Source organism: Saltatorellus ferox, from assembly GCA_007751475.1.
Taxonomy (GTDB): domain Bacteria; phylum Planctomycetota; class UBA1135; order UBA1135.
The window spans coordinates 7,039,026-7,062,785 of the sequence record CP036434.1 but is presented as its reverse complement, the minus strand read 5'-3'; the positions used below and the strand labels follow the sequence as shown (position 1 = coordinate 7,062,785).

The following is a 23,760-nucleotide window of genomic DNA, read 5'->3' as shown; positions in this document are numbered from 1 at the left end:
CGTCAGCGGGCCGTCCCGGAAGCAGCGAGTGGTACGGACGGACTCCCGTGTCGCCCCGGTAGCAAAAGGATGAACGTGGACCCCGCGCCCTGCTCGCTCACCGCGGACAGGGTTCCTCCGTGCAGTCGGATGATCTCACGGGCGATGTAAAGACCCATGCCGAGCCCGCGTAGCGTGGCGGCGTCCTCGGTGCTCGATTGGTAGAGACGATCGAAAACGCGCGGGAGGTCGTCGGGATGAATCCCGCATCCGGTGTCCGCCACAGACACGGCCACCGCGTCCTCCCGCGAGAGATCGATCGCGACGTCGACGCTCCCACCCGGGTGACTGAACTTGATCGCGTTGCTCAAGAGTTGCCCCATCGCCTGGCGGATTCGCTCCGCATCCACCGACACCACGGCGCTCGTGACCGGGGGGCAGAAGCGAAGGTGGACCTGCGCCGACGCGGCCGACGGTTCGAATTGGGCGATCACGTCTTCCAGGAGCCGTGCCAGGTTCACGGGCTCCTGTATGAGTGCGACTTGACCCACGTCGAGCCGCGAGGCGTCGAGCAGGTCGTTGAGGCAAGTGACCATCTGATCGCAGCCGCCGAGGGCCGCCTGGAGCAGCTTCGACTGATCGTCGGAGACCTCTCCGACCGCCCCATCGACCACCAGGGAAACGAACTCCCGGGCGCTGGTGAGCGGCGTCTTCAGCTCGTGCGATACGTTGTGATAGAAGGACTCGATCTCCCTCTGGCGCTGCTCCAAACGCGCCACCGTTCGTTCCAGTTCCGCCGTCTTGTGAGCGGCCTCGCGGGCGAGGTCTGCCTTCTCGATCGCGTTCTGTACGGCTCTCTGGACCGAACTCGGGGACACCGCGGACTTCGGAAGGAAGTCGATCACGCCTGACTTCATGGCCTGCAGAAGAACGGCTTCCCCGGGCATGCCGGTCATCAGAATGGTGGGGATGTCCAGGCCCTCGGCGCGCATCCGCCCCAGGGCCTCGAAGCCACTGTGTCCCGGTAGAGAGTAGTCGAGAAAGAGGAGTTCGAATGCCTTCCCCTGGGTCGCTTCGAGATCCTGTGCCGCTTCGAGCGCGGCGTCGACGGAAGAGCACCCTGCCACGACCGTCTCGAAGGGCTTCATGTCCCTCAGGCAGCGCGACACGGCCATGATGTCCATGGCATCGTCGTCCAGGGCGAGGATGTGGACGACTCGCCTGGAAGGCGGTCCGTGGGCGAGCGGCGGTAGGGTGGAACGGGTGGGCATGGGAGGCGGTCGTGAACTCCACCTCTCGACTCGGGCCGCCGGTATTTCTCTTCAGGAGTACGTAAAAGGAGCGGAGGTGCCCGCTCCTGCCCTTCGGGCCGCGTTCGTCCCGGGACGAGGCAGTCCATGGCGGTCCGATCCGTGCCCGCTACTTCGCGTCCTCGGTCTCGTCGGCTCTCGGATAGCGCGAGAACCAGCCGTGAATATGCAGCACCTTCGAGATCAGGTGGCTGGGTCGCCTCGCGATCCCGTGACTGGCCTCGGGGATGCGCACGAAAGCGGTGTCGATGCCCCGGATCTTCAGCGCCTGGTAGTACTGCTCGGATTCCGAGATCGGCGTGCGGTAGTCGGATTCGCCGGTCAGCAGCATCGTCGGCGTCGTGACGTTGCCGACCAGGCTCAGCGGCGAGCGCTTCCAGTAGTGCTCTGGCGCGTCCCAGGGGGCCTTCGGGAACCAGTACTGCCAGAAGAAGTCGTAGGCGTCGGAGGTCAGCGCGAACGAGATCCAGTTGATGACGGGCTTGGCGACGACCGCGGCCGCGAAGCGGTTCGTCTTGCCGACGATCCACGCGGTCAAGACGCCGCCGCCGCTGCCGCCCGTGACGTAGAGGCGCTCTGGATCGACGAAGCCCTTTGCGACCGCGCCGTCCACCATGCTCATCAGGTCGTCGTAGTCCTCTGACGGATAGTTGTGGTGGATGAGGTTGGCGAAGCGCTCGCCGTAGCTCGTGCTGCCGCGCGGGTTCCCGTAGACGACGATGTAGCCGAGCGCGGCGAAGAGCTGGAGTTCGAACGAGAACTGCGGTCCGTAGGCCGCGAAGGGGCCGCCGTGGATCTCCAGCATCGTCGGGTGGAGGATCGGCCTGCCGGCTTCGTCGGTCGCTTCGGCGTCGAAGCCCGGCGGCGTGATGATCCAGGACTGAACGCGCTCGCCGTCCGCGCCGGACTCGGTCCACTGCTCGGTTACCTCGCCCAGCTGGACCACGCGGCGAAGGTCGCTGTTGACGTCCGTGACCTGGGCCAGCCGACCGTTGCGCTCGACGTAGAGTTCGCCCGGCCAGGACGGGTCGCCTCCAACGTAGGCAAGCGTTCCATTCGCCACGTCGTAGCTACCCGTCGAATAGGGCCGACCGGAGCCGATTCCGTGGAGCGTGAACTCGGTGGTTTCGATGGAGTCTCCTTTCAGGAACGCGAGCTTCGTGACGCCCTCATCCGCGTAGGTGAACCAGAGCTTCCCGCCGTCGAACTTGGGGCTGTCCGGAGTTCGATCCAGACCCTCCGTGAGGACGGCGATCTTCGCCTCAGGATTCAGTCCGTCTGCGCGCCGGCTGATCTCGGCCTGCTGGTGCCCCTGGCGACGGTCGTCGAAACCCATCCAGTAAAGAGCACCCGAGGCAGCGTCGAACACCGGATCCGAGTCGGGCCCGCTGCGGTTCGTGAGCTTCGTCAGCTCCCCGGTATCCACGTGGAGGGCGTGGATGTCCGTCTCGTTTGGGTTCGCCCGGCGGTCGTCGCGGAGGTTCGCGCTGAAGAGGACGGTGGAAGCGTCGATCCAGGTGAGGGGGCCGCCGTGGTCGCGCTCCCCCGAGGTCACCTGGCGCGGCGTTCCGCCGAAGGCGTCGACGACGAAGATCTGCGTGTCGGTGTTCTCCTTGTAGCCCTGTCCGTCGCCGCGGTAGCTGAAGCGCTCGATCACCTTGGCCGCAGGCGCCCACTTCGCGCCCTTGGGCGCCGAGGGCAGCTTCGCGAGCGGCTCGGCCTTGCGCTCGACGCCCATGGTGAAGGCGATCCGCTTGCCGTCCGGCGACCAGGCGATCGAACCGGGCGACTTCGCGGCGCGCGTGACCTGGTGAGTCGTGCCGTCGTCCATCCAGCGCACGAAGATCTCCGCGCCGTCGTCGCCCGCCATCTTCACGTAGGCGATGTGCCGCCCGTCGGGTGACCACTTCGCGCCGCCCACCGCCGCGATGAGCGGACGCTGGTCGCCGCTCTGCACGTCGTAGATCCAGAGGTCCGGGTAGCTGGAGTCCGACATCACGTCGAACATCGTCCGCAGGTACAGCACGTGCATGCCGCCCGGCGAAACCTGGGGCGACTCGATGCCCTCCAGCTGGAAGAGATCCATCGCCTCGATGGGGCGACGATCCGCGGAGGGCGGCGCCTCCTCCTGGGGTACGGCTGCGACGGCGAGGAGGAAAGCGGAGATCAGCATGGCAAGGGATCGGTGGGGGAGGAAGTCCGGCGGCGAAGGGCGGAAGCAGGTCGGCAAGGGCCCGCAAACTGTAGTTTGCATCGAGGAGCAAGGGCGGCGCTCCTTCGCGTCCGGCCACACCCATCACGTAAGGATTCAGTCGGGGGGGCGCTGCGATGGCGCCGATCAGCGTCGACGGCGACCGCACTTGTTCCTGCCGCCGAGGAACGCGCAGAGCCCGCGGTCACCACGGTCGCCACTTCCGAGACGTCACTCGCTGATCTCACATGCAGCACCATGGGCGCCTGGCTCATTTCCGTCGACGCCGTGGGCGTCGTATCCGAATGGGATCCCACCAGGGGCGCTGAAAGCAACGACTCGCTCTGGAGGAGCGAACCCCACGCCATGGCGTCGAGCGCCTCGCGGGCAAGGGAGGCTCGGGCTGGAGTCAACGCGGCATCAAGAACGGCGGCGTCACCTGCCTCACGATCGGGCCAAAGGCCAAGGAGGTCGCCATCGGCGGAGAGGACGGGACGATTCGCTTCGTCGGCAGCGCGAGCTGCGACGTGAAAGAAGACGACATCCTGGTCGGACACGAGTCGCCCATAGAAGCCGTCGCATGGCACCCCAAGGGGAAGATCCTCGCCTCGGTCTCGGGGACGAGCGAGATCCTCTTCCACAGTCGTCGAAGTGGCAAAGTGGACCGCATCCTCGAAGCCGAGGGCGCGAAGTTCACCGAGCTTGCTTTCCACCCGAAGGGGAAATGGATCGCAGCGAGCTCCCTGGAAGGCAAACTTTTCGTATGGGACCTCAGCAAGGACGAACTCGTGGGGCAAGCATCTCGCGTCGAAGGGCGAGAGGCGTTCGTGGCGCTCGTGACCTGGGGCGAGGGCGACGCCTTGCTCGCGGCAAGCGGCAAGGAGATTCTTCGCATCGACGTCAAAGCGCTCGGCAAGTAGTGACCTGAAGAGGCGAGACCTGTCGAACCAAGCGGCAGTCGCGCACAGCGGTACCGCCAATGGACAGCGCTCACTTCGAGCCTTAATGGAGTCAGGTGGGTTCGAATCCACGCAGCACTGCGATTCAGGAGGTGCTCCGCGCGGATTCGCTCAAGTGCGACAGGCTCCTCGATGGATGACCAACGAAGCCGACCCTCGAGGGAGCGATCAGCGTCGCTCCATGGGCACACGCGCGATCACCGTGTCGCCCTTCCCCTCCTCGTCCGCCACGCTCTGAACGGTCCACAGATCGAGGCCGTTCTGTCCGTCGATACACGAGCCGCTGTAGTCGCCCCACGGTCCTCCCTCGGTGGCGGCCTTGCCTTCACCGATGGAGACGACCGGACGCAACGTACCCGGCTCGTCGGTGCCCCGTCGCCAGGCGAGGCGCGGGCTGATGAACATGCCGGGGCTCGTCTCCTGGAAGCCCACGAGCACGTCCAGCTGGTCGTTCACGGCGAGCGAGGTCTGAATGAAGCTCGAGGTCTCGCTAGCGAGGAGGCCCGACTGCACGATCGTTCCGTCGAGCTCGATCTCGTGCCACTGAACGCCGGCTCGGCCTCCCACGTTCACGGTATGAGAGAACCAGAGATGCCCGCCCTGGAGCACCACGTTCTTCGGCCGACGATCGCCTGATGCGGTCGGCTTGTCGGTGCCTTTCTGCGGCGACTGCGGAGGCGATCCCACGAACTGCAGCCCGTGCTCGCTCCTTCCCACGAGGCGCGCGAGCGGCGCACCGTCCTCTCCTTCCTCGACGCATCGAACGATGAACTCCTTCGGAGTCACGTCCAGGAAGTAGAGCGAATCGACGGCGTCCTGACCGAGCACCGGATGGCCGAGGCCTCCCGGGAAGTGATACGCCGTCGTGGGCTTGCCTGCCTTCATGTCCGCCGTCCGCAGGACGAACGTCCGCTCCTCGCCGCCGGGGAACGAGTAGCCCGTCCAGCGCCGACTCGCCGCGATCGCCCCACCGTCGACGCCAGCGGGCGCAGGAACCGGATACGTGTTCCAGGCGCCGGTCGGATCGCTCGTCTCGGAGATCGAGATGTTGACGGGCTTCACCTTCGCGTCGTCCCAGTAGACCCAGAGGTCGAAGCCGAAGACCCGGTTGTGGCGATCGTAGAAGACCTTCGGATCGATGCCGTTCTCGAACGCGCTCTGATGAACGCCGAGAACGTAGTCGCCGGCCCTGGTGTAGACGATGAGTCCGCCGTTCGTCGCCGTCAGCACGTAGTCGCCACCGACCGCGATCTGCGGATCGAGCTGCCGATCGCCATCCGTGGCGCCATCGAAGATCAGCATTCCCTCCTGCTGGCGCGGCCGACCACCCAGCTTACGCGCGGGCACCTTTCCCTCGCGGTCCATGGTGGCGATCCGCCGGGGCTGGATCACCTCCACCCGTGAGGGTGCGGTCGCGCCCTCGTCGCCGGAAACCGGGAAAGCGCAGGGCGCCAGGAGGCCGCCCGCGAGAAGAGCCTGGACGAAGGGAAAAGTCATGCCGACAGGTTACCGGGCGTGGCCCTGCCAGGCGAACGTCTCGAAGCGAGCGGCCCCGCGTCCGCGAAAGTCGGAGAAGCTGGCAGTCCGGGGACGCGTACGCCGCATGACGTCATGAGATGCCGACCTCCCAGCCCTACGACCTGCCGTTCCCGCGCGCCCGTATGGTGTTGACGGGCAGCTCGCTGCTCGCAGCGGCCGCCCTCATCGCCCTCTCCACCCAATCGGGGATCGACGGGCGCGAGACACCGCATACCGAGAACGAACTCCTGGTGCTCTGGTCGGTCGTCGGCGTCATGGCCTCCGGACTGGGAATCCTCGGCCTCTGGTGCCTGATGCGGCAGAAGCACGTGCGCATCAACCGCGCGACCCGCGAACTCGAACTCTGGACGACGAACTTCCTGTGGGCTCGGCGCCGCGCGCTCCCCGCGGACGGGAAGGGCCGCGTCGAGGTCGACTCGGTCGAACAGGACTCCGCCGACCTCACCTACACGTTCACCGTCTGGCCCATCGTCTATCGGCACCGGGGCGCGGAGCTGGAGCTCCACCGATTCCGCAAGCAGGCCCTGAGCCGTGAATGGCGCGATCGCGTCATGCAGCTGCTCAAATCGTCGCTTCGGCAGTAGCAACCTGTCGCTACTTCGGCTCCGCCGTCTCGAGATCCCGGCCGCCGTAGCCCAGCGCTTCGAGGTCCCGCAGCATCGTCTGGCTGAGCGGCTCCGACAGCGCGGTCCCGCCTTCTTCGACGAGTCGCGTTCGAATCTCCCCCATCCGCCGGGCCATGCGCTCGGGGTTTGCCTCGCTCAGATCGCGCTGCTCCTCGGGATCGACGTCCGTATCGAAGAGCTGCGACGGATAGATGGGATGAGAAGGCCAGCCTCCGGCTCGGGTTACCCTGAAGGGACCCTGAACATCAGACGGGCTCGAGGCCCAACAAGGAGGCTGACCATGACTCAATCTACCATGACCGACAAGACGACCATCGGAATCGACCTCGGAGACAAGAAGAGCCACATCTGCGTCCTCTCCGGCGACGGGGAGGTCCTCGAACGGGCAGAAGTGCCGACGACAATGGCTGCGATGCGGCGCCGCTTCGAGCAGGGTGAGTCACTGCGCATCGCCATCGAGGCTGGCGGTCAGTCCTGCTAGGTCGCTGAACTGCTCAAGGAGCTCGGCCACGATGTGATCGTCGCCAACCCCCGCAAGCTGCGGCTGATCTACGAGAACGACTCGAAGTGCGATGCGGTCGATGCCGAGCAGCTTGCTCGAGTCGCACGCCTCGACCTGAAGCTCCTGCACCCGATCCAGCACCGCGAGCGCTCGGCGCGCGCCGACCTCAACAAGGCTCGTTCACGGGACCTACTCGTCTCGATGCGGACGTCCATGGTCAACCATATCCACGGCGTCCTCAAGTCGTTCGGGGCTCGAACGGCCAAGAAGAGCGCCGCCCTGTTCCACACCTGGGTCGAGGACAAGATACCGAGCGAACTGGACGGCGCACTGCAACCAATCCTGGCGACGCTGCGCACCGTGAACGAACAGATCAAGGTGCTCGGGCAAAGAGATCATCAGGCTCACGAAGGAGGTCTACCCAGAGACACAGGTCCTGCAACAGGTCGATCGCGTTGGTCCTCACACGGCTCTGCGCTTCATCCTCACCATCGAGGACCCGTCACGCATCGAACGAAGCCGCGACGTTGGGGGCTACCTTGGGCTGACCCCCAAGCGGAAACAGTCCGGGAAGGGCGACCCCGAGATGCGGATCACCAAGGCAGGCGACAACGAGGTCCGTCGACACCTCGTGCAGTGCGCTCAGCAGATGCTCGGGCCGTTCGGCAAGGACTCCGACCTCAGACGCTGGGGCCTGGAGCTAGCCGCGCGCGGCGGCAAGACCACCAAGAAGAAGGCGGTCATCGCTGTGGCCCGCAAGCTGGCGGTACTGCTCCACACTCTGTGGCGCACGGGCGAGGTGTATGAACCGCTAAGGAACGCGAACCGCACAGCGAAGAAGCAAGGCGCGGCGGCGGTCCCTGCGTGACACGACAACCACTGAATCACCTGGCTCACGCTCGCCTGTAGGGCGAACAGCTAAGAGCCCGGAACTCCAACCGACTGAGTAGAGAACCGAAAGAACAGATCAAGCTACGTGAAACCGCCCAGTCCTGGCGACTGCGGGCCAGAACTCGATGGCTGGCCTAGGATTGGATGCACAACAGACTTCGGTCAGCCGCGCATCGCACTCCGCCGGATAGATAGCAGCGCCCGACTGGACGGACCCCATCGAGCACCGAGGCGGCGACACGAGCCACACCGGGGCAGAGTGCGGATAGAAGCAAGGCGGACCACGTAGCTCGATCGCCTCTCGGCGATCTACAGGCGACACACCCTCGGGCAATCCCTGATTTACTGCTTGACGCTGGAGGGCCTTCTCATCGAAGGAATTCCAAGCGGGGTGGCGAAACGATTCACTAGGCCTCGAGCAGGCGTTGATTGCTCGCCGTTCTGCGCGCGCCGCGACGCGGGCGAGCACCCAGAGACTCAGGCACGGCATTCCCCGGGCCGCGCGATCTGAGACTCGCCGAACGACTGGCGACGAAGTACCGCCGCCGCAACTACTGCCAGTTAGCCTGGACCGCCGAGCTCAATCCAGACGTGACCCCGACGTCCGTCCTGTCACGGTGCCAGGCCTGGAAGTACCAGGACTCTCCGGCGGCAGCGGCGGTTGAGCCCATCGACGTCGGTAGCGTGGTGAGGTCGATGCGAAGGCTCGCCCGCCCCAGGCCATCGGAGCCCTGCTCGCTGTCGTGCAGCACGCGGGTGGAGAGACCGCGCTCGTGACCGTCGAGCGCAAGGTGGGCAGCACGACGACCTGCGTCGTCAGGCCGAATTCGACGGGCCAGATCGGCCGCCTCGTCGGGTCGGGCTCCAGCTACGTCGCCGAGAACGGCTTGCTCTTGCGCGCTAGCCGCCTGCCGCAGACGGCGTTCGGCTACCTTCTGACCTCGCGCACCGCGGGCTTCGCCGCGCTGCCGGGCGGTAGCGCGGGCAACCTCTGCCTGGGCGGCTCGATCGGCCGTTTCGCAGGACAAATCCAGTCGAGCGGAGCGCAGGGACAGATCGACACGATCGTGGACCTGACGGCGATGCCGCAGCCGATGGGCGCCGTCGCCGCGCAGCCAGGTGAGACCTGGTACTTTCAGCTCTGGCACTGGGACAGTTCCCCGAGCGGCCCGCCGACGTCGAACTTCACGGCGAGCGTCGCGATCGATCTTCGGTGAGCCGTCGGAAAGTCGAGGCAGAGGTTCACGCAAATTGCGGAAACACGCCCGGAAGCGCCAGGTGTCCTCCGCCAGTGCGGCGGTCGGCGTCGCCCGTGAGCGCTTTCGTCAGCGCCGCCATGGCCGCCTTCGGCTCGGTCGTGGGAGCGAGACGGAAGCTCAGCTTCAGCGCAGTCTCCGGGCGCAGCACGTTGCCCGCGTCCGCGATCGCGGGGAGTCCATCCGCGCCGGTGACGGAGAGCGTGGGCGCCCAGGTCCGCGCGACGTTCTGCATCAGAACATGACACCGGGGAAAGCCGAGATTTATGCTGGGCAGTTGCGAAGAGCCATGTAACAGTCTTTCTCGATCGGGGAATCTCCTCGGTCTCGCCGACCAGCCTCGTCATTGCCAGATGAGGCGGGTTACTTTTCCTGGCTCGCTGCCTGCCCTTGTCTTGTCCCACTCCATTCTGCATCGCCGGATTGCGAGAGTGAGGGAGGATTCCATCTGTGAGTCGCCACCTCAGGTGCCTTGAGCGCCTTCGGCCATCATGACCATCAGAATTCCGCGTCCCGCGTCCCGCGTCCCGCGTAGTCGCGTTCGCTAGCGTGCTGCTCGCCGCAGTCGTGCCAGCGGCTTCATCCGCTACGGCCCAGAATCCTGGAGCCACGCCAATCTTGCCGGCGTACCAGACGTTCACGTTCAACTTCGCCACGGGTGAAAGCCCGGACAACAATCCTGGGGGCCCTTTCGATGAAGCGGCGGTAGACGTCCCCTATCTGGCGCCAACGCAGTTCAACAACCCCTGGCTCCACTGGCGCTTGACCGCCGTCGTGACGCCCCCGGGCAACCTGCCGACCTACGAGATCGCTGGCTTCTTCAACGGAAGCGGTCCCAACCCAGCGGTGGGAGACAGGTGGCGTGTCCACTTCACGGCCCCCACGCTGCAGGGGCTCTACAGCATCCGGTTCGTCTTCGAGGAAGGCCCGTTCATCAACGTCTCGGACGCGCCCGCTGCTGCGGCAGCCTCCCCCACCTTCGTGAAGGAATGGAACAGGGATGTCATAGTCATCGGCCCCGAACAGACGGCCCCTGGATTCCTCGCGAAAGGACCGATCCTGGCGTTCAGGGAGCCAGGCGCACTCGGTACACGCTACCTGCGGCACTCGAACGGCGAGACCTTCCTGAAAGGGGGCGTCGGCAGCCCGGAGAACTTCTTGGCGTACTCAGGGTTCACGGACTACACGGGGCCAGAGGCCAGTGTGGACGGTGTCGGATCGCCAGCGCAGGTGAACGGCTTCATTCACGAGTATCAGGCTCACGAATTGGATTGGGACCTTTCGAACGGCGACCCCGAGTGGACTGCGGACGGTGTTGCCCAGAGTGGCCGTGGGATCATAGGGGCTCTCAACTACCTGAGCAGCGTCGGAGTGAACAGCATGTACATGCTGCTCATGAACCTCGGGGGTGATGGCAGAGACGTGCATCCCTTCATCGGAACCCCGAAGGATGCGGCAGATTCGTTAGGAAACCATCCCGTCGCGGCAGGGACCTCTGGAGACGTCAGACGCAACTACAGCGTCAAGCGAATGCGCGAGTGGACCACGGTGTTCGAGCATGCGATGGCGCGAGGCATCATGCTCCAGTTCTTCCTGGCCGAGACCGAAGGGGAGAACATCGCATGGCTCGGTGCCGGGTCTGATTCCATCGAAAGGCGGCTGTTCCAGAAGAACATGGTGGCCATGTTCGGACATCTCCAGGGTGTCAAATGGAACCTCTGCGAAGAGAACATTCTGGACCCGGCAGGGAACTCCGCTCAGTTCACGGTGACCGAGCTCACGGACATGGCCCACTGGATCCAGCGCTGGGACATCAGCGACTACGATCCCTATCGCTCGGGCGTGGTGGGGTCCTGGATCGGGCATCCGATCTCCGTCCACGGAGCTCCCAACCTCAGTCTCCAGGAGCTTTACACGCAGATTCGAGACCAGGTCAGCGACGCCGACTGGTGGCTTGATTGCACCTCGATGCAGCTGCATGGGTTCGAACAGAGATTCAACGACTGCTCTTCGAACGTCGCTGGTCCAAGGTCCTCTTACAGCGACTTCACCGAGTCGATCCAGTCCATCTTCGTCGCTGGATCGAGCGGAAGCACGGGGTCCAGCAGTCGGTTCGTCGTCATGGATGTCGACGAGCAGGGGTCGAACAACAATGGAGTCGGTGACGAGTCTCCTGGGGCAGGTACGCCCTGCGCCACGGCGACATCCGAAGACCGACGCAAGCGCGTTCTGTTCGACGTGTTGCTCTCTGGCGGGAATATCGACTGGTACTTTGGCTACTACAGCTTCGGTGGAACGGTTCAGGTGCCTGACCGGTCCTTCGGTGGCGGGGACCTGCGAGTAGAGAACTTCCGCACTCGAGCCATGATCCTGACGCAGACTCGTGCGTTCCGGGAGCTGCTCTCGAGCTTCCCATTGCGCTCGATGGAGCCCAGCGATGGGAGCGTGATGAACGAAGCGAACGATGCAGAGTTTGGTGACGCGGAGGTCCTGACCGACCATGACTCCACGTACGTCATCTACTACCCGACGCTCGGGACCGGATCGACAGCGAATCCTGGAACGGTGGCTGTCACTGCCCCCTCTTCAAGTGGACCGTACGACTACGTGGGCAGGTGGTTCAACGCCAGTTCAACGATGCCGATCGGTTCTCCCACGGTGTTTCAGCTGACCGCTGGTGGAGGTTCCCACTCACCGGATACCAGCAGTCTCGACCCTGCCCTCTATGGCAGTGACTACATCTACCTCATCACGCGGGTGAACTAGGGCCATGAAATTGACCGCAAGCTACATCATCACAGCGTTCGGACTCTTTGGATCGACTGCCGGAGCCACACAGCTTCTCACGGTCCCGGATGGACGAGATGGCCTTCGTCTTGGAACGAGCGCTGCCATTCATTCTGACGTTGCCGTCCTTGGTGCCTACAAGGGCGGCTGGTCGAACCAACCTTTCGCGCCTGGCTTGGTAGCTGTGTTCCGCAAGAATGCGCAGGGTGTATGGTCCTACTCTGAATCGATCGAGCCGTTCGACGGCGAATCCCAGGATTGGTTCGGATGGAAAGTTGCGCTGACAGAGCGGTGGCTTGCGGTCATCTGCTTGAATGACGATCTTCCAAGCCAGAACGGTCGCGGGTCTGTCTATGTCTACGAGGACCTCGGCGACCACTTCTCGTTCCACAGTCGGCTCGTTCCACCGCCAGGGGGCAACCAGACCAATTTTAACGCTGACAGCGTTGCCTTGGATGGAGACAGGCTTGTCGTTGGTTCGGGCAGCTACCACCTGATCGACGCCCAGTATATCGGCCCGAACTCTGGCGCCATCCACGTCTACGACTTCGATGGCGCCGTCTGGCAGCATTCTGACTCGGCTACCGATGGTCGTCTCGGGTTCCCCGGTGGTATCGGGCAGGCGGTGCAGATCCACGGCGATGTCATCGTCGCCGGCAACCACGGCTACCGTATCAACGGCCATGAGACTGGCCTCGTCGTTATCTTCGAGCGCTCACCGAGCGGCCTGTGGGAGGTCATCGACCGCCTCGATAGCCCCTACCCGGATGAGAACGCCCAGTTCAGTCGCGGGATGTCATTGGACGGAGATCAGCTCGCGGTCGTGGCCAACTATGGGTCCGCGGGTTACGGCAGCGTTCGGATCTACAACCGCACACCATCGCGCAAGTGGCGCCTCCGGGCCGCTGCGTATCCGGACGTGTGGGTCGCTAACATGGGGCGCTTCGTTGACCTCCGGGGCCAGCGCCTACTGGTAGGAGGCGACGGATTGGCCCCCGCGATTCCAAGCGTTCATTCCGGTGGAGTGATGCACTTCACCCACTGCGGCGGATATTGGGGACTGGACGGAAGGCTCCAGATCCCGAGCTATTTCCAAGGAGGAAACTTCGAGCAGTCCTTCGCCTTCGACGACGATCAGATGCTGGTGGCATATCCAGAGCTAAGTACCGGCGGCTTCTCGTCCGTGGGCGGTGCCTATGTGGTCCGGCTGCCCGACAAGAATCCCATCACGTGCGATGAGCTCGGAACGCCGATCGCACTGCCGTCCGCAGCCGCGCCGTGCCCCTGCGGAAACGACCCGGTGGATCCACTCGAGGGCTGCGTGAACTCCACGGGACGCGGCGCACGGGTATGGGCCAGGGGTCAACTCTCCATCTACAGCGTGGCCTGTCAGTTCCACATGGAAGGCCTTCCACCGAACACGCTGGGGCTCGTGGCCAACATGCGCCAATTGCCCGATGAAGCCGCATTGCCGGCTGTCTCAGGAGATGGACTTCTCCTTCGGCATCCATTCGTCGCTCCGTCCTTCATCCACGTGTTCCGAGCCAATGCGCAAGGAGAGGCGGATTGGATCCCACCGGCCATGGAACCTATCGGCATCTTCCCGGGGACACGCGGGACTTTCCAGGTCCTCTACCGCGACCCGGGCGGCCCCTGCGGAACCGGCATGAACTGGGCTGCAGGATTCGTAGGGCAATTCGTTCCCTGAACCGAGGCGGCGGCATGGGGCAAGCGAAGGCTCACATCTTCGCCACGATCCACGCCACGCAGGCCGTGAGTCGCTCCGCCATCTCGAGGTGCAGGAACTCGTTCGGCCCGTGGGCGTTCGACCCCGGGCCGAGCACGCCCGTGATCACGAACTGCGCCTCCGGGAACGACTCGCCGAGGAGGCCCATGAGCGGGATCGTTCCGCCCTCCCCCAGGGACACGGCGGGCTTCCCGAAGAACGCCTCGCTCGACTCCTGGATCGCCGCGTCCAGCCACGGCGCAAAGGGCGGCGCGTTCCAGCCGGTCGCGCCGTCCACGTTCTCGAAGGTGACCTTGGCGTGGCTCGGGGCGTCGTTGGTGAGCGCCTCCGTCAGGGCGGCCAACGGATAGGAATTCCAAGCGGGGTGGCGAAACGACGCACTAGGCCTCGAGCAGGCGTTGATTGCTCGCCGTTCTGCGCGCGCCGCGACGCGGGCGAGCACCCAGAGACTCAGGCACGGCATCCCCCCCGGCCGCGCGATCTGAGACTCGCCGAACGACTGGCGACGAAGTACCGCCGCCGCAACTACTGCCAGTTAGCCTGGACCGCCGAGCTCAATCCAGACGTGACCCCGACGTCCGTCCTGTCACGGTGCCAGGCCTGGAAGTACCAGGACTCTCCGGCGGCAGCGGCGGTTGAGCCCATCGACGTCGGTAGCGTGGTGAGGTCGATGCGAAGGCTCGCCCGCCCCAGGCCATCAGTGAGCGCGGGCTGCGTTTCCGCGTCGCCCCGTTCCCCGTTCATCAGGTGGGTCGTTGCCCAGGCGAGTGACCCCGGTCCAAACGCGTCCCGCGCTTCGTCCAGCCTCATTTGCAGCGTCGGCATTAGCCTGGCAGCGTTCTCTCGAACGCCCTTCTCTGGAAGCCGCTCCGATCGCGCGACCGCCCTGCCCGCTGCATGGACGACCCCCTCGAATGCGTCGATCCACGAGGCCGTGCCCGAAGCGAACCACGCGGCGGGCGTGCGCGGGACCATCGGGAGCAAGCCTGTTTCGTGGAGCGGGATCGCGTCGGGCGATGGCTTCGATCGAAGGATAAGCTCCAGAGCACGATCCTCGGCGATTGAGCATTCGAGCTCCCCGCGGCCAGGCAGGGAGTCCTCGATGGAAGCCATGATCTCGTCGAGGTCCTCTTGGCCGATGCCAGACCCATCGTTGCCATGGGCAGCCAGCAGAGCCCCCATGATCTCCTCGGCGAGGTCTTCCCCGAGGTCCCACTGTGCGTTGAGGAAGACTCGCTCGTCGTCGACGGGGATGGTCGGTGTGGTGTGATTCGGCCCCAGTCGAACGACGATTCGTTGGCCCTCCTGGTTCACAGCCACGGTGCTCCGCGACCTCCATGCAACCTCCGTGTCGGAGCTGGCCTCATCGATGAACTTGCTGAGGGATGCGGGCGCCAGAAGGATGGCGAAGTCGTGGACCGACTGAATCAGGGGGAGCCCGTTCGAAGTGCTCTTCGCACCTCCTTCGGAGCCAGACGAGCGTATGAGGCCTTCCACGAGGGGCAGGGCTCGCCTGGCGGCTTCCTCGCTCTTCCAGTCCAGGACAAGCTCCGCCTCCATGGACTCGAATGTGGTCATCATCGCGATGAACTCGGCCTTCGCGGCCGGGCCCGCTGTCCCCAGGACTTCGCCAAGGTCTTCCCCTGCCAGGGCCTCTTCATCCGAGACGAGCCGGATGACAGACCCGTAGCGAGCGGCCGCATGGGCAAACGCGCGGGAATCAGCGCCAAGCACGAACTCAACCCGGTTCGGTAGGAACTCAGCCAGGCCGTCCAACCCGATGGCGACTCTTCCGAGCAGGTCCGTCTCCATCCGCCAGGATCTCATGAGAGGGCGACGCCGCCAGAACTTCATCGCGGAGGAGTCGAGGAGCCCGCGGGTGAGTTCCTCGAGGCGCGTGATCTCTATCCGAAAGAGCGGTGCGACTGCGCGATCTTGTTGGCTGACTGGCGCGGTCGGCGCGGTCGGCGCGAGCTGCGAGAGCGTAAGGGCGAGGAGAGCGATCATGGCAGAGCTTTCTCGGAGGACATCCTGAGCTGTCCGCGCTGCCGCGGGCGTCGGCACGTGATCTCGGTGATCACGGACCCGGAGACGGCGCGGAAGGTATTGGAGGGCGTGAGGGACGCAAGGATAGGCTTTCCAAGCGGAGTGGCGGAACGGCGCACGGCTCGAATCCATGGACGATGGGACCGGGCGCGCGGATGAGCACGGCGGCACCCGCGAGCCGAAAGTGGCCAGGTGCGTTCATGGATCCCGCCCCGATTCTGAGATCTTTGGGCGGCTGACTTGGTGACTACCCTGCACTTGATCCACTACAGCACTTCCCATGAATCACAGTCTCACCGCCCTGGTCACCACCTCGTGTCTGCTCGTAGCGGCTACCTGTGTGGCGTCGGCTCAGTCACCAGCGCCTGTCGAGGTTCCGGATCGCTCCGGGCGTGACGGGCTCTACGCCTGGCTCGACCGGCTGGACTATCCGGATGGAGTCGATCTTCGAACGGTTCGATGGACGCGACATGGCGAGTCTGGCCTCGCGTTCGTCGTCTCGGAGTCGGATGATCGTATCGAGCTGTTCGCGTTCGGCGGTTTCTCGCTTCGCGTGCCGAAGGCGCAGGGGGCGGGTGCCGGTGACGACACTCGGATGGAGGTCGTCGAATTCCGCGACGCGGCAGAACAGTGGCTCCACGAGATCCAGCGGGAGAGCGCTGACCCCGACGTGGGCGATGACGTCGATGACGCCGGCGCCTTTGGGTTCGGGAACGTCCTCCCCGTCCGTAGCCAGCTCATCATGGCGGCTCGCCGCGCCTACCGGAGCGACGCCGGGGATCTGGAGTCCCGCCTCCTCGATGCGGCAGCGATCAGGTACGGACTCGAGGAGCGATCGAGAGGGCGGTCGGGGACGCAGCTCTCCGCCCTCCTTCGAGCGGACACCGAGGTGTTCGAACGTGTGGCCGCATGGACCGGTTCCGGGATGACCGCTGGCCTTGCCGGGAAACGAGCGCGGCTCCTGCGTTTTGCCGAGCTCTTTCCCGAGAGTCACTTCGCGGGGCCAGCACGTTCGGAAGCCGACATCTTGGCCCGCATGATCGTCGAGGCGCCGGGGCTTCCCACCGACGAGGAACTCGAATCCTTGACCGGAGAGTCGCTGGCGCGCGCGCTGGTCCAGCGCCTGCGAGATTCGGAGGCCGTCTTCAGCATCAATGGAAGCGTGAGCCTTCATTCGCGTGGTAAGGGGTCCACGATGCTCGATCGACTGATCTCCATGGGCGATGAATCGCTGCCGGCGCTCGTCGACGCGTTCGGCGATACTACGTTGACGCGGGCCGTTTCCCATGGGCGGTGGGGTCTGAGTCCGGAGACGATCAAGGTCGGAATGGCGGCGCAGATGGGCGTCGAAGCCATCACGGGCAAGTGGTTCGCCACTCCCGAAGCGGCGCGGGATTGGCTCTTGCGACGCCAGGCGGAGGGCGAGTCGACGCTGCTTACCGAGGAGATCTTGAACAAGGGTTGGGTGGACACAGGTGCCATCCGGCGCCTGGTCGAGAGTGATCCTGCGGCCGCCGCCCAGGCGCTCCGCTCACTCCTCGCCGCCGACATGGCGATCTCTCGTCGCGTCCAGTTGATCTCCGAACTCGGCCAGGCAGATCACGTCTCGATCGAGGCCATCATGAGTGAGCAATGCGCTCCGGAACGACCTTTCGCCGTCAGGCAGATGGCCGCACAGCGGCTCGGGCGATGGGATCCGAAGCGAGCGCGCAGTGTTGCGCTGGAAATCCTGCGAACGGACCCGGGTCATGGCTCGCCGCGCCTGCCAGCGACGCAGGCCGCGTTCTTCGACGATCAGGTTCACGAGGACGCGTGGAGGCGCCTCGCCGTCCAGCTCGTGGAGCTCGAAGCATGGGACGCCATCGCCGCCGAAACCCCGATGAAGACGGCGATCACGCGGTACGCGATAGGGAGAGAGATCGCCGCGCGCGAATCCGTTTCGACCCGCGATCCCGCGATCGCTCGAATCCTTCTCCGCGGGCTCGTCGACGGCGCCGAGGTCGCGAGCCTCATTCCGCACGGATCCCCGTACCGCGGACCCGACTCGCGCGTGTCGGACCTCGTCGGTGCCTACCTTCTCGCGCGCGGGGGAAACGCCGCGGCCTTTCCCGTCGATGCTCCACGGGAGGATCGTGACCGCGTGCTCGAGGAGATCCGCAACCGGCTCCGCGTATCCCTCGGCGAGGAGCCCGAGCCCACCCCGGTCGGCGCGCCGGCGATTCCTTCGCTCGATGACGAGATCGTCGTCCCCCTGCTAAAGGCGTTGCAGTCGGCGGATCTTGACGCCCTCGAAGCGGCCGAGACCAAGATCGCCATGGCCGGGCTGGAGGCGCTTCCGGCACTACGACGAGCCATGGGGAGGTTCGAAGGTACGCCATCCCAGCGCAGCGCACTGGAGCGCGGCATCACGCGGCTTGGAACCACCGTGAATCGGGTGATCTTCCGGCCTGGCGGCGACGAGACGCTCGGTGCCGAGCTGTCGAAGCTCCAGGGCCGCCCGCTGGACCATGAAGCCATCCTTGCGTGGCTCCAGAGGACCGTCACCATGGGCGCGGCCGTCAGGCTCCTGATCCATCGACCCGCGGGCGACTCGGGGTGTACCCTGGTACTCGCTGCTGGCGATCCAGACCAGCCAGACAGGCTGCGACTCGATGGCACGTTCGGCCAGGGGTCTCACCGCGGACTCGATGATCGAGCCTGGCAGTCCGTTCGGCGCTGGCTTCACTCCACCTCCGAGCGGCCTCCGGAAGCGGGCTGGGCGATACGAATCGATCTGCGCTGAGTCGGCACCTCGGCGGGCATCCAACCCTGCCCGGCGCGAATGGGCACCGGGCAGGGTGAGGGTTCTCGAAACGCTTCGGAAGTCCGTGGCGCCCGGAAGGCCATGGCGCCCGGAAGGCCATGGCGAAGCATCGGGTTTCAAACCACGGTGGACGGCCTCCCGACAGCCCGCCCGGGCCGCCCATCCGTCGGACACTTCCCACCTCCAACAGATGGGACTTCCAGTCCAGCTGGTACCCGGGAGGATTACCCGGCTCGAGCTGCCGTGACCATCGACTTGAGGCCGCCGAGGACCGGCCCTCAGGGGGGTGATGGCCTTGTCCGCCATGGTGGCTTGCCGTTGGGAAGAGGGACTGCGGGTTGTCGAGACGGATAGGAATTCCAAGCGGGGTGGCGAAACGACGCACTAGGCCTCGAGCAGGCGTTGATTGCTCGCCGTTCTGCGCGCGCCGCGACGCGGGCGAGCACCCAGAGACTCAGGCACGGCATCCCCCCCGGCCGCGCGATCTGAGACTCGCCGAACGACTGGCGACGAAGTACCGCCGCCGCAACTACTGCCAGTTAGCCTGGACCGCCGAGCTCAATCCAGACGTGACCCCGACGTCCGTCCTGTCACGGTGCCAGGCCTGGAAGTACCAGGACTCTCCGGCGGCAGCGGCGGTTGAGCCCATCGACGTCGGTAGCGTGGTGAGGTCGATGCGAAGGCTCGCCCGCCCCAGGCCATCGGATCGGACGATCCTGGCTCCGCGATTCAAGAGTCCGAGGTCAGGCCCGAGGCAAAGTATGCCGCTGCTGCCCGCCGGCTGGCTTCCGGTCGTGATCGCCCTGGACGCAAGGAAGATGGTTGTCACAAATCGCGGGAGGTCGAGGGCCGTCAGGTCCACGGCGTTGCCGAGGAGCGAGCCATCGGTCGAAACGGTCACGCGACCTCTCCTGCCGGTGGAGTTGGGTTCTGCCGAGCAGACCGAGACGTCGACGCTTCGACTCATCTCGCGTGCTCCCATGTCCACAGCGCCGATGGGCCGCGCGACCCCGCGCTGATCCAATGGAGGATCCGGCGACGCCCCGGCTGCGTCGATGGCCGGGCTGATGGGCTCCAGACCGTGGGTTGGACCCAGTCCGCCCGCAAATTCGAGCGCCGTCAGATGCGCCAGAACCGGTGCTCCTGGCGCTCCCATGAGATCTCCCAGCCCAGGCGACAGGCCGGTTGTGGGACCAACGGAGCCAATCAAATTGTGACCTGCGGAGCGCATGGCACCGCGGACGTCACCCTCGAAGCTCATGGCGCCGTTGCCGGCGACGATCGAATTCTCGATGACCAGCGTCTGGGGAAGGGCATTGGGACGTGCTCCTACACCGGCGTAGTCGAGCCCATGGTTGTCCACGATAGTGCAGTGATTCAGGCGACACTCCTCCTTGATCAGGCCCCCTTGAAACGCCTCGAAGAGAACGCCACCTCCTTGATTGCCGCTCACCGTTGTGTTCGTCACGTAGAGCGACGCCCCGCCAGCGTAGATCGCTGTTGCTTCCGGGAAGTTCGGTGCTTCGTTGTTCGCGATCGTGCAGTTGCGGATGTCCACGAAGGCACCGATCTCAGAGCCTGGGAACGCCATGATCGCGGAACCTGCGCCGTAGGTGAACACGGAGAGCCGGTTGTGGCTCACGACGCTATCCTCGATCGTGAGTTCTTCCCCCAAGGAGCAGATGCCTCCCGACGCAATGCCGAGTCCGGCGTTGTCAAGACCCTGGTTGCGTTCGATGACACATTCGAAGACTCGCACGATGTGGCGGTTCCAGATCCCTCCTGCGTGCGAGGCGTTGCCGTTCTGCAGTGTCAGGCCTCTCAGGGTCACCGCGGCGGACGCCGTGACCGTGACGACCCTGCGCTGGAATTCGCCGTCGATTCGAGTGACGGCAGCCCCAGCCATACCCTCGATCCTGAGGTCCTTGGTCAGGTACAGCTCCTCTTGATAGGTCCCCGGGGCCACTCGAATGGTGTCGCCGGATTGGGCCGCGTCGATCGCCCCGTTGATCGTGCAATAGGGCCGTCGATGGCTGCCGTCAGCGGCCTGACAGTCCGCGGTCCTCTGGTCCACGTAGAGGATCTCGGCAGGCGACGCGGGGGAAACAATGGAACAGAGAAGCGAGAGGAGCATGGCGATTCCGAGTGAGGGAGCGGTAGCTATCGCCCACCGTATGGGACCGAGTGAAGAGCCGCCATTCGACGGATAGGAATTCCAAGCGGGGTGGTGAGACGACGCACTAGGCCTCGAACAAGCGTTGATTGGTCGCCGTTCTGCGCGCGCCGCGACGCGGGCGAGCACCCAGAGACTCAGGAACGGCATCCCCCGCGGCGGTACCGAACCCGACCCAACGGCGGTACCGAACCCGGCGGTACCGAACCCGACCCAACGGCGGTACCGAACCCGGCGGTACCGAACCCGACCCAAAGCCGCCACGTTTCGGAGCGTAGGCTCCTGGGTCCATCCGAAACGTGGCGGCTTTGGGTCGGGTTCGGTATCGCCACGAATGTGGTGATCCAGCCTTCGGCTTCGGTACCGCCACGCTTCCCCGAAGGTTCACCGGGCAAGCACTCTTCCAAGGGCCGCAAGAACTTGATCCCACTCGATGTCAGGTTCGTGGGGCGTGACGAAGGGCGCAGAGAACTCCTTCACCCACTCCTTGTGCTGTGATCGAAGGTCTTTCGCCGAGACCTTGATCTGGGCAGAGCGTGCCCCGGACTCGAGGTCGTTGATCAGGTTCTCCATCGCTCCCAGCAGTTCGTCAGCGAAGCGCCGCGCTTCTTCGATGAATGCTGGAACGGGCACGAGGAACGACCCCACGAGCGGGTCCGCGAAGGCCTGTGCACCATCGATCGATCGCCCACGGCAGTCCCAGGAGATCTGGATGTCATCCTGTATTCGCACGAAGAAGACCTGCGGATTGACATTGAAGTAGAGGAAACCTGGCGAACGTTCGCCGAGCCAGCGTGTCGCCGTGTAATGGTCGTCAGGATCTGCCGTTCGTCCCTCCGTGGAGAATAGCCGTTCGGAGAACTGGGGCCACTCGGCCATCAAGTCCTCCAGCGCGGTGGGAAGGGGAGCGAGTGCGCCTGGGATCGCGTCGAGAACGTCACGCGCCATCGCGGCCACCTGGTACTCGAGACCGGGGTTCTCCGAGCCAAAGCGCTCGACAACAGCTGGCGAATAGCAGCAGAGCGCGCCAGCGTCCGTGTCGATGCTGAAGAAGCCGTCGGTGAGCGCGAACCAGCTAAGCGTCTGCCGCGGCGGTTCTCCCCAGGGCTCGATCTTCTCAGGAGGGAGAAGCTGGAATCGAAATCGCATCCCCAGAGGGTAACCTGTTCGAACGACGAGAGTTCGCCGCACCGATGATCGTCTCGGTCGATAGAGCGACGACCGTGGCGGTACCGCCACCAGTACTACCCGCGCTCAGGTGTCGCGGCGGTACCGCCACGCGACTGGATCGGTTGATGAGTCGCTACCGTAGCTCCCACTTTCACTCTCGCCCGCTTCCCCTCTGCGCACCTCTCTGCGCCCATGCTCAAGCACATCGGCTCCTCCTGGCTCCTGACGATCCTGCAGATCGTGGCGATGTTGAAGCTGACGCCCTTCATGGCCGAGCGGCTCGGGACCGAGTCTTACGGCGTGTGGCTGGAGATCGTGGCCTTGACCGGCGCGCTCAAGCTGCTGATCGCCGGCGTGCCGATGGCGTCCGTGCGGTTTCTTTCGGCGGCCCTCGGGCGCAAGGATCTGGATGAAGTACGGCGCGTTGTTTCGACGTGCTTCGCGATGTGTGTCGGGCTTGGCGCTCTCGCGTTCTCGGTCGGAGGCGCCGCGTCGGTCTACTTCACGGGTACCTTCCTGGAGAAGCCCACCGTGGCGGTGCTCGGCGTGGGGGAATCCGCGGCGCTGGCGTACTGGGTGGTGGTTGCGTCCGTCGCCATGGGCTTCGTGATGCGCCTTCCCTACGGCATCCTTGAGGCCTACCACGACTTCCATCACCGCAATGCGATCATGGCGGCTGAGCTACTCTTGCGCTTCCTGCTGTCGATCGGACTGCTCATGCACGACGCGTCGATCGAGGTGCTCGCCTTCGCGATGATCTTCAGTCAGGTCGTCGAGTTCGTCGTGGCACTGGGGATCGTGAAGCTCCGACACCCGGAGGTTCACTTCGGGCTCGCCCACTACGACCGGACGTTGCTGCGCTCGATCCTGGGCTTCAGCCTCTTCACGCTTCTGCTCAACATGGGCGCGCAGCTTGCCTTCCGCGCGGATGCGCTCGTCATCGGAGAGTTTCTGTCGGATCCGGCAGCGATCGCCGACTACGACTTCGGGAACAAGTTCTTCGAGTACTTGATCGCGCTGGTGCTCGGTATCGGGATGGTCGTGATGCCCTACGCCACGCGGTTACGCGCTGAGGGAGATTCTTCGGACCTCGGCGGAGTCTTCCTCAAGTACTCGAAGATGGCGCTTTCGCTGTCGCTATGCGTCGGACTCTACCTGCTGGTCCTCGGGCCAGAGTTCCTGGCGTGGTGGCTCCAGGACCAGTACCACCCGCGCTCAGGTGTGGTGACCCAGATCCTCATGCTCAGCTTCTTCGCCTTCCTGCCGATCCGGGGCGTCGCGCTTCCGATGCTCATGGGGCTCGGAGAGCCGCGCAAGCCGGCGATCGCGTTCCTGGGGATGGGCGTACTCAATGTCGCGCTCAGCGTCGCCTTGATCGGACCCTACGGATTGGTCGGCGTCGCCCTCGGCACCGCGATCCCCAACGTCCTGTTCGCGGGCTACGTGCTCAAGCTGGCATGCGCCGAGATCCACGTCCCGGTCACGCAGTACCTGCGCCACGTTTTCGGCCGCGCGCTGGTCGGGAGCCTCGTACCGCTCGGGTTCCTCGCATGGTGCAAGTGGGGCCTCGACCTGCAGGGCTTCGTGCCGGTCTTCGGCGCGGGTGCCGTTATGGTGGGGGTGTTCGCGCTCACCTGGATCTTCTTCGTCTACCGCGGCGACCCGGACTACGACTTGCCTGCGTTGATCCGCCGCAAGCTCTGAGGGTGTGGCGAATAGCTGATTCCGCGCAGCGGGCATGAGCTTTTCGCATGCGGCCCTGGGTCGGGTTCGGTATCGCC

Annotated in this window: 18 protein-coding genes and 2 pseudogenes; 10 read left to right on the top strand and 10 right to left on the bottom strand. The window is 65.0% G+C overall.

Features of this window, described 5'->3' with window-relative positions; genetic code table 11:
• Window positions 1–2 precede the first annotated feature (2 nt).
• Both Poly30_RS25555 and Poly30_RS25550 read right to left on the bottom strand, forming a co-directional pair.
• Window positions 3–1,250 carry a sensor histidine kinase gene (locus tag Poly30_RS25555; RefSeq protein ID WP_145204450.1) on the bottom strand — a complete coding sequence of 416 codons (1,248 nt, stop codon included), beginning with the start codon at window positions 1,248–1,250 and terminating at the stop codon, window positions 3–5.
• A gap of 148 nt (window positions 1,251–1,398) precedes the next feature.
• Window positions 1,399–3,462, bottom strand: coding sequence for a S9 family peptidase (locus Poly30_RS25550; protein ID WP_145204447.1), 2,064 nt, complete (start codon window positions 3,460–3,462; stop codon window positions 1,399–1,401).
• Between the two features lie 545 nt (window positions 3,463–4,007).
• On the opposite strand from Poly30_RS25550, the gene Poly30_RS25545 reads away from it, so the two are divergent.
• Complete coding sequence (locus Poly30_RS25545) at window positions 4,008–4,400, top strand: WD40 repeat domain-containing protein (RefSeq protein ID WP_419190670.1); 393 nt, start codon at window positions 4,008–4,010, stop codon at window positions 4,398–4,400.
• A 207-nt stretch (window positions 4,401–4,607) separates the two neighbouring features.
• Here the strand turns inward: Poly30_RS25545 and Poly30_RS25540 are convergent, their stop codons facing one another.
• Window positions 4,608–5,936, bottom strand: a complete 1,329-nt coding sequence (locus Poly30_RS25540; protein WP_145204441.1) for a hypothetical protein — start codon at window positions 5,934–5,936, stop codon at window positions 4,608–4,610.
• Window positions 5,937–6,055: 119 nt separating this feature from the next.
• On the opposite strand from Poly30_RS25540, the gene Poly30_RS25535 reads away from it, so the two are divergent.
• Entirely contained in the window at window positions 6,056–6,562 is a 507-nt protein-coding gene (locus tag Poly30_RS25535) for a hypothetical protein (protein ID WP_145204438.1), read from the top strand.
• A gap of 10 nt (window positions 6,563–6,572) precedes the next feature.
• Here Poly30_RS25535 and Poly30_RS28940 read toward each other — a convergent pair whose 3' ends face one another.
• Window positions 6,573–6,707: a hypothetical protein gene (locus tag Poly30_RS28940; protein WP_419190669.1), complete on the bottom strand. Its 135-nt coding sequence runs from the start codon at window positions 6,705–6,707 to the stop codon at window positions 6,573–6,575.
• Window positions 6,708–6,884: 177 nt separating this feature from the next.
• Here Poly30_RS28940 and Poly30_RS28935 point away from each other — a divergent pair, with 177 nt between their 5' ends.
• The 3 genes and pseudogenes from Poly30_RS28935 to Poly30_RS28925 all read left to right on the top strand — a co-directional run bounded on the left by Poly30_RS28935 (window position 6,885) and on the right by Poly30_RS28925 (window position 7,974).
• On the top strand, window positions 6,885–7,085 hold the full coding sequence (locus tag Poly30_RS28935; RefSeq protein ID WP_419190668.1) for a hypothetical protein: 201 nt from the start codon (window positions 6,885–6,887) through the stop codon (window positions 7,083–7,085).
• Between the two features lie 33 nt (window positions 7,086–7,118).
• Window positions 7,119–7,292: pseudogene (locus Poly30_RS28930) on the top strand (IS110 family transposase); the annotation flags it as partial.
• A 208-nt stretch (window positions 7,293–7,500) separates the two neighbouring features.
• Window positions 7,501–7,974, top strand: a complete 474-nt coding sequence (locus Poly30_RS28925; protein ID WP_419191388.1) for a transposase — start codon at window positions 7,501–7,503, stop codon at window positions 7,972–7,974.
• Window positions 7,975–8,548: 574 nt separating this feature from the next.
• On the opposite strand, the gene Poly30_RS25525 is transcribed toward Poly30_RS28925, so the two are convergent.
• The gene (locus tag Poly30_RS25525; RefSeq protein ID WP_145204435.1) at window positions 8,549–8,749 is read right to left on the bottom strand and encodes a hypothetical protein; all 201 of its coding nucleotides are present in this window, start codon (window positions 8,747–8,749) and stop codon (window positions 8,549–8,551) included.
• On the opposite strand from Poly30_RS25525, the gene Poly30_RS25520 reads away from it, so the two are divergent.
• Complete coding sequence (locus Poly30_RS25520; RefSeq protein ID WP_145204432.1) at window positions 8,741–9,214, top strand: hypothetical protein; 474 nt, start codon at window positions 8,741–8,743, stop codon at window positions 9,212–9,214. The two genes, Poly30_RS25525 and Poly30_RS25520, sit on opposite strands and share 9 nt — an antisense overlap.
• 25 nt (window positions 9,215–9,239) lie before the next feature.
• On the opposite strand, the gene Poly30_RS25515 is transcribed toward Poly30_RS25520, so the two are convergent.
• Complete coding sequence (locus Poly30_RS25515) at window positions 9,240–9,488, bottom strand: peptidase dimerization domain-containing protein (protein WP_145204429.1); 249 nt, start codon at window positions 9,486–9,488, stop codon at window positions 9,240–9,242.
• A 314-nt stretch (window positions 9,489–9,802) separates the two neighbouring features.
• On the opposite strand from Poly30_RS25515, the gene Poly30_RS25510 reads away from it, so the two are divergent.
• The gene (locus Poly30_RS25510) at window positions 9,803–12,019 is read left to right on the top strand and encodes a hypothetical protein (protein WP_419190667.1); all 2,217 of its coding nucleotides are present in this window, start codon (window positions 9,803–9,805) and stop codon (window positions 12,017–12,019) included.
• Window positions 12,020–12,023: 4 nt separating this feature from the next.
• The gene (locus tag Poly30_RS25505; RefSeq protein ID WP_145204423.1) at window positions 12,024–13,748 is read left to right on the top strand and encodes a hypothetical protein; all 1,725 of its coding nucleotides are present in this window, start codon (window positions 12,024–12,026) and stop codon (window positions 13,746–13,748) included.
• Window positions 13,749–13,779: 31 nt separating this feature from the next.
• Here Poly30_RS25505 and Poly30_RS25500 read toward each other — a convergent pair.
• Together Poly30_RS25500 and Poly30_RS25495 are read right to left on the bottom strand one after the other, a co-directional pair.
• Window positions 13,780–14,121: pseudogene (locus Poly30_RS25500) on the bottom strand (peptidase M20); the annotation flags it as partial.
• 191 nt (window positions 14,122–14,312) lie between these two features.
• Window positions 14,313–15,794, bottom strand: coding sequence for a hypothetical protein (locus Poly30_RS25495; RefSeq protein ID WP_145204417.1), 1,482 nt, complete (start codon window positions 15,792–15,794; stop codon window positions 14,313–14,315).
• A 319-nt stretch (window positions 15,795–16,113) separates the two neighbouring features.
• Between Poly30_RS25495 and Poly30_RS25490 the strand changes: the two genes are divergently transcribed.
• Complete coding sequence (locus tag Poly30_RS25490; RefSeq protein ID WP_145204415.1) at window positions 16,114–18,615, top strand: hypothetical protein; 2,502 nt, start codon at window positions 16,114–16,116, stop codon at window positions 18,613–18,615.
• Between the two features lie 550 nt (window positions 18,616–19,165).
• On the opposite strand, the gene Poly30_RS25485 is transcribed toward Poly30_RS25490, so the two are convergent.
• Together Poly30_RS25485 and Poly30_RS25480 are read right to left on the bottom strand one after the other, a co-directional pair.
• A complete protein-coding gene (locus Poly30_RS25485; protein ID WP_419190666.1) occupies window positions 19,166–20,770 on the bottom strand; it encodes a right-handed parallel beta-helix repeat-containing protein in 1,605 nt (534 codons plus the stop codon).
• A 423-nt stretch (window positions 20,771–21,193) separates the two neighbouring features.
• On the bottom strand, window positions 21,194–21,958 hold the full coding sequence (locus Poly30_RS25480) for a DUF5984 family protein (protein ID WP_145204409.1): 765 nt from the start codon (window positions 21,956–21,958) through the stop codon (window positions 21,194–21,196).
• Between the two features lie 213 nt (window positions 21,959–22,171).
• On the opposite strand from Poly30_RS25480, the gene Poly30_RS25475 reads away from it, so the two are divergent.
• Complete coding sequence (locus Poly30_RS25475) at window positions 22,172–23,683, top strand: oligosaccharide flippase family protein (RefSeq protein WP_145204406.1); 1,512 nt, start codon at window positions 22,172–22,174, stop codon at window positions 23,681–23,683.
• The last annotated feature ends 77 nt before the right edge of the window (window positions 23,684–23,760 follow it).

What these genes read in the sequence shown, in the direction of transcription:
- Poly30_RS25555 (WP_145204450.1), bottom strand. Translation starts at nt 1,250, where the DNA reads ATGCCCACCCGTTCCACCCTACCGCCGCTCGCCCACGGACCGCCTTCC.
- Poly30_RS25550 (WP_145204447.1), bottom strand. Translation starts at nt 3,462, where the DNA reads ATGCTGATCTCCGCTTTCCTCCTCGCCGTCGCAGCCGTACCCCAGGAG.
- Poly30_RS25540 (WP_145204441.1), bottom strand. Translation starts at nt 5,936, where the DNA reads ATGACTTTTCCCTTCGTCCAGGCTCTTCTCGCGGGCGGCCTCCTGGCG.
- Poly30_RS25535 (WP_145204438.1), top strand. Translation starts at nt 6,056, where the DNA reads ATGCCGACCTCCCAGCCCTACGACCTGCCGTTCCCGCGCGCCCGTATG.
- Poly30_RS28940 (WP_419190669.1), bottom strand. Translation starts at nt 6,707, where the DNA reads ATGGGGGAGATTCGAACGCGACTCGTCGAAGAAGGCGGGACCGCGCTG.
- Poly30_RS28935 (WP_419190668.1), top strand. Translation starts at nt 6,885, where the DNA reads ATGACTCAATCTACCATGACCGACAAGACGACCATCGGAATCGACCTC.
- Poly30_RS25515 (WP_145204429.1), bottom strand. Translation starts at nt 9,488, where the DNA reads ATGCAGAACGTCGCGCGGACCTGGGCGCCCACGCTCTCCGTCACCGGC.
- Poly30_RS25505 (WP_145204423.1), top strand. Translation starts at nt 12,024, where the DNA reads ATGAAATTGACCGCAAGCTACATCATCACAGCGTTCGGACTCTTTGGA.
- Poly30_RS25495 (WP_145204417.1), bottom strand. Translation starts at nt 15,794, where the DNA reads ATGATCGCTCTCCTCGCCCTTACGCTCTCGCAGCTCGCGCCGACCGCG.
- Poly30_RS25490 (WP_145204415.1), top strand. Translation starts at nt 16,114, where the DNA reads ATGAATCACAGTCTCACCGCCCTGGTCACCACCTCGTGTCTGCTCGTA.
- Poly30_RS25485 (WP_419190666.1), bottom strand. Translation starts at nt 20,770, where the DNA reads ATGCTCCTCTCGCTTCTCTGTTCCATTGTTTCCCCCGCGTCGCCTGCC.
- Poly30_RS25480 (WP_145204409.1), bottom strand. Translation starts at nt 21,958, where the DNA reads ATGCGATTTCGATTCCAGCTTCTCCCTCCTGAGAAGATCGAGCCCTGG.
- Poly30_RS25475 (WP_145204406.1), top strand. Translation starts at nt 22,172, where the DNA reads ATGCTCAAGCACATCGGCTCCTCCTGGCTCCTGACGATCCTGCAGATC.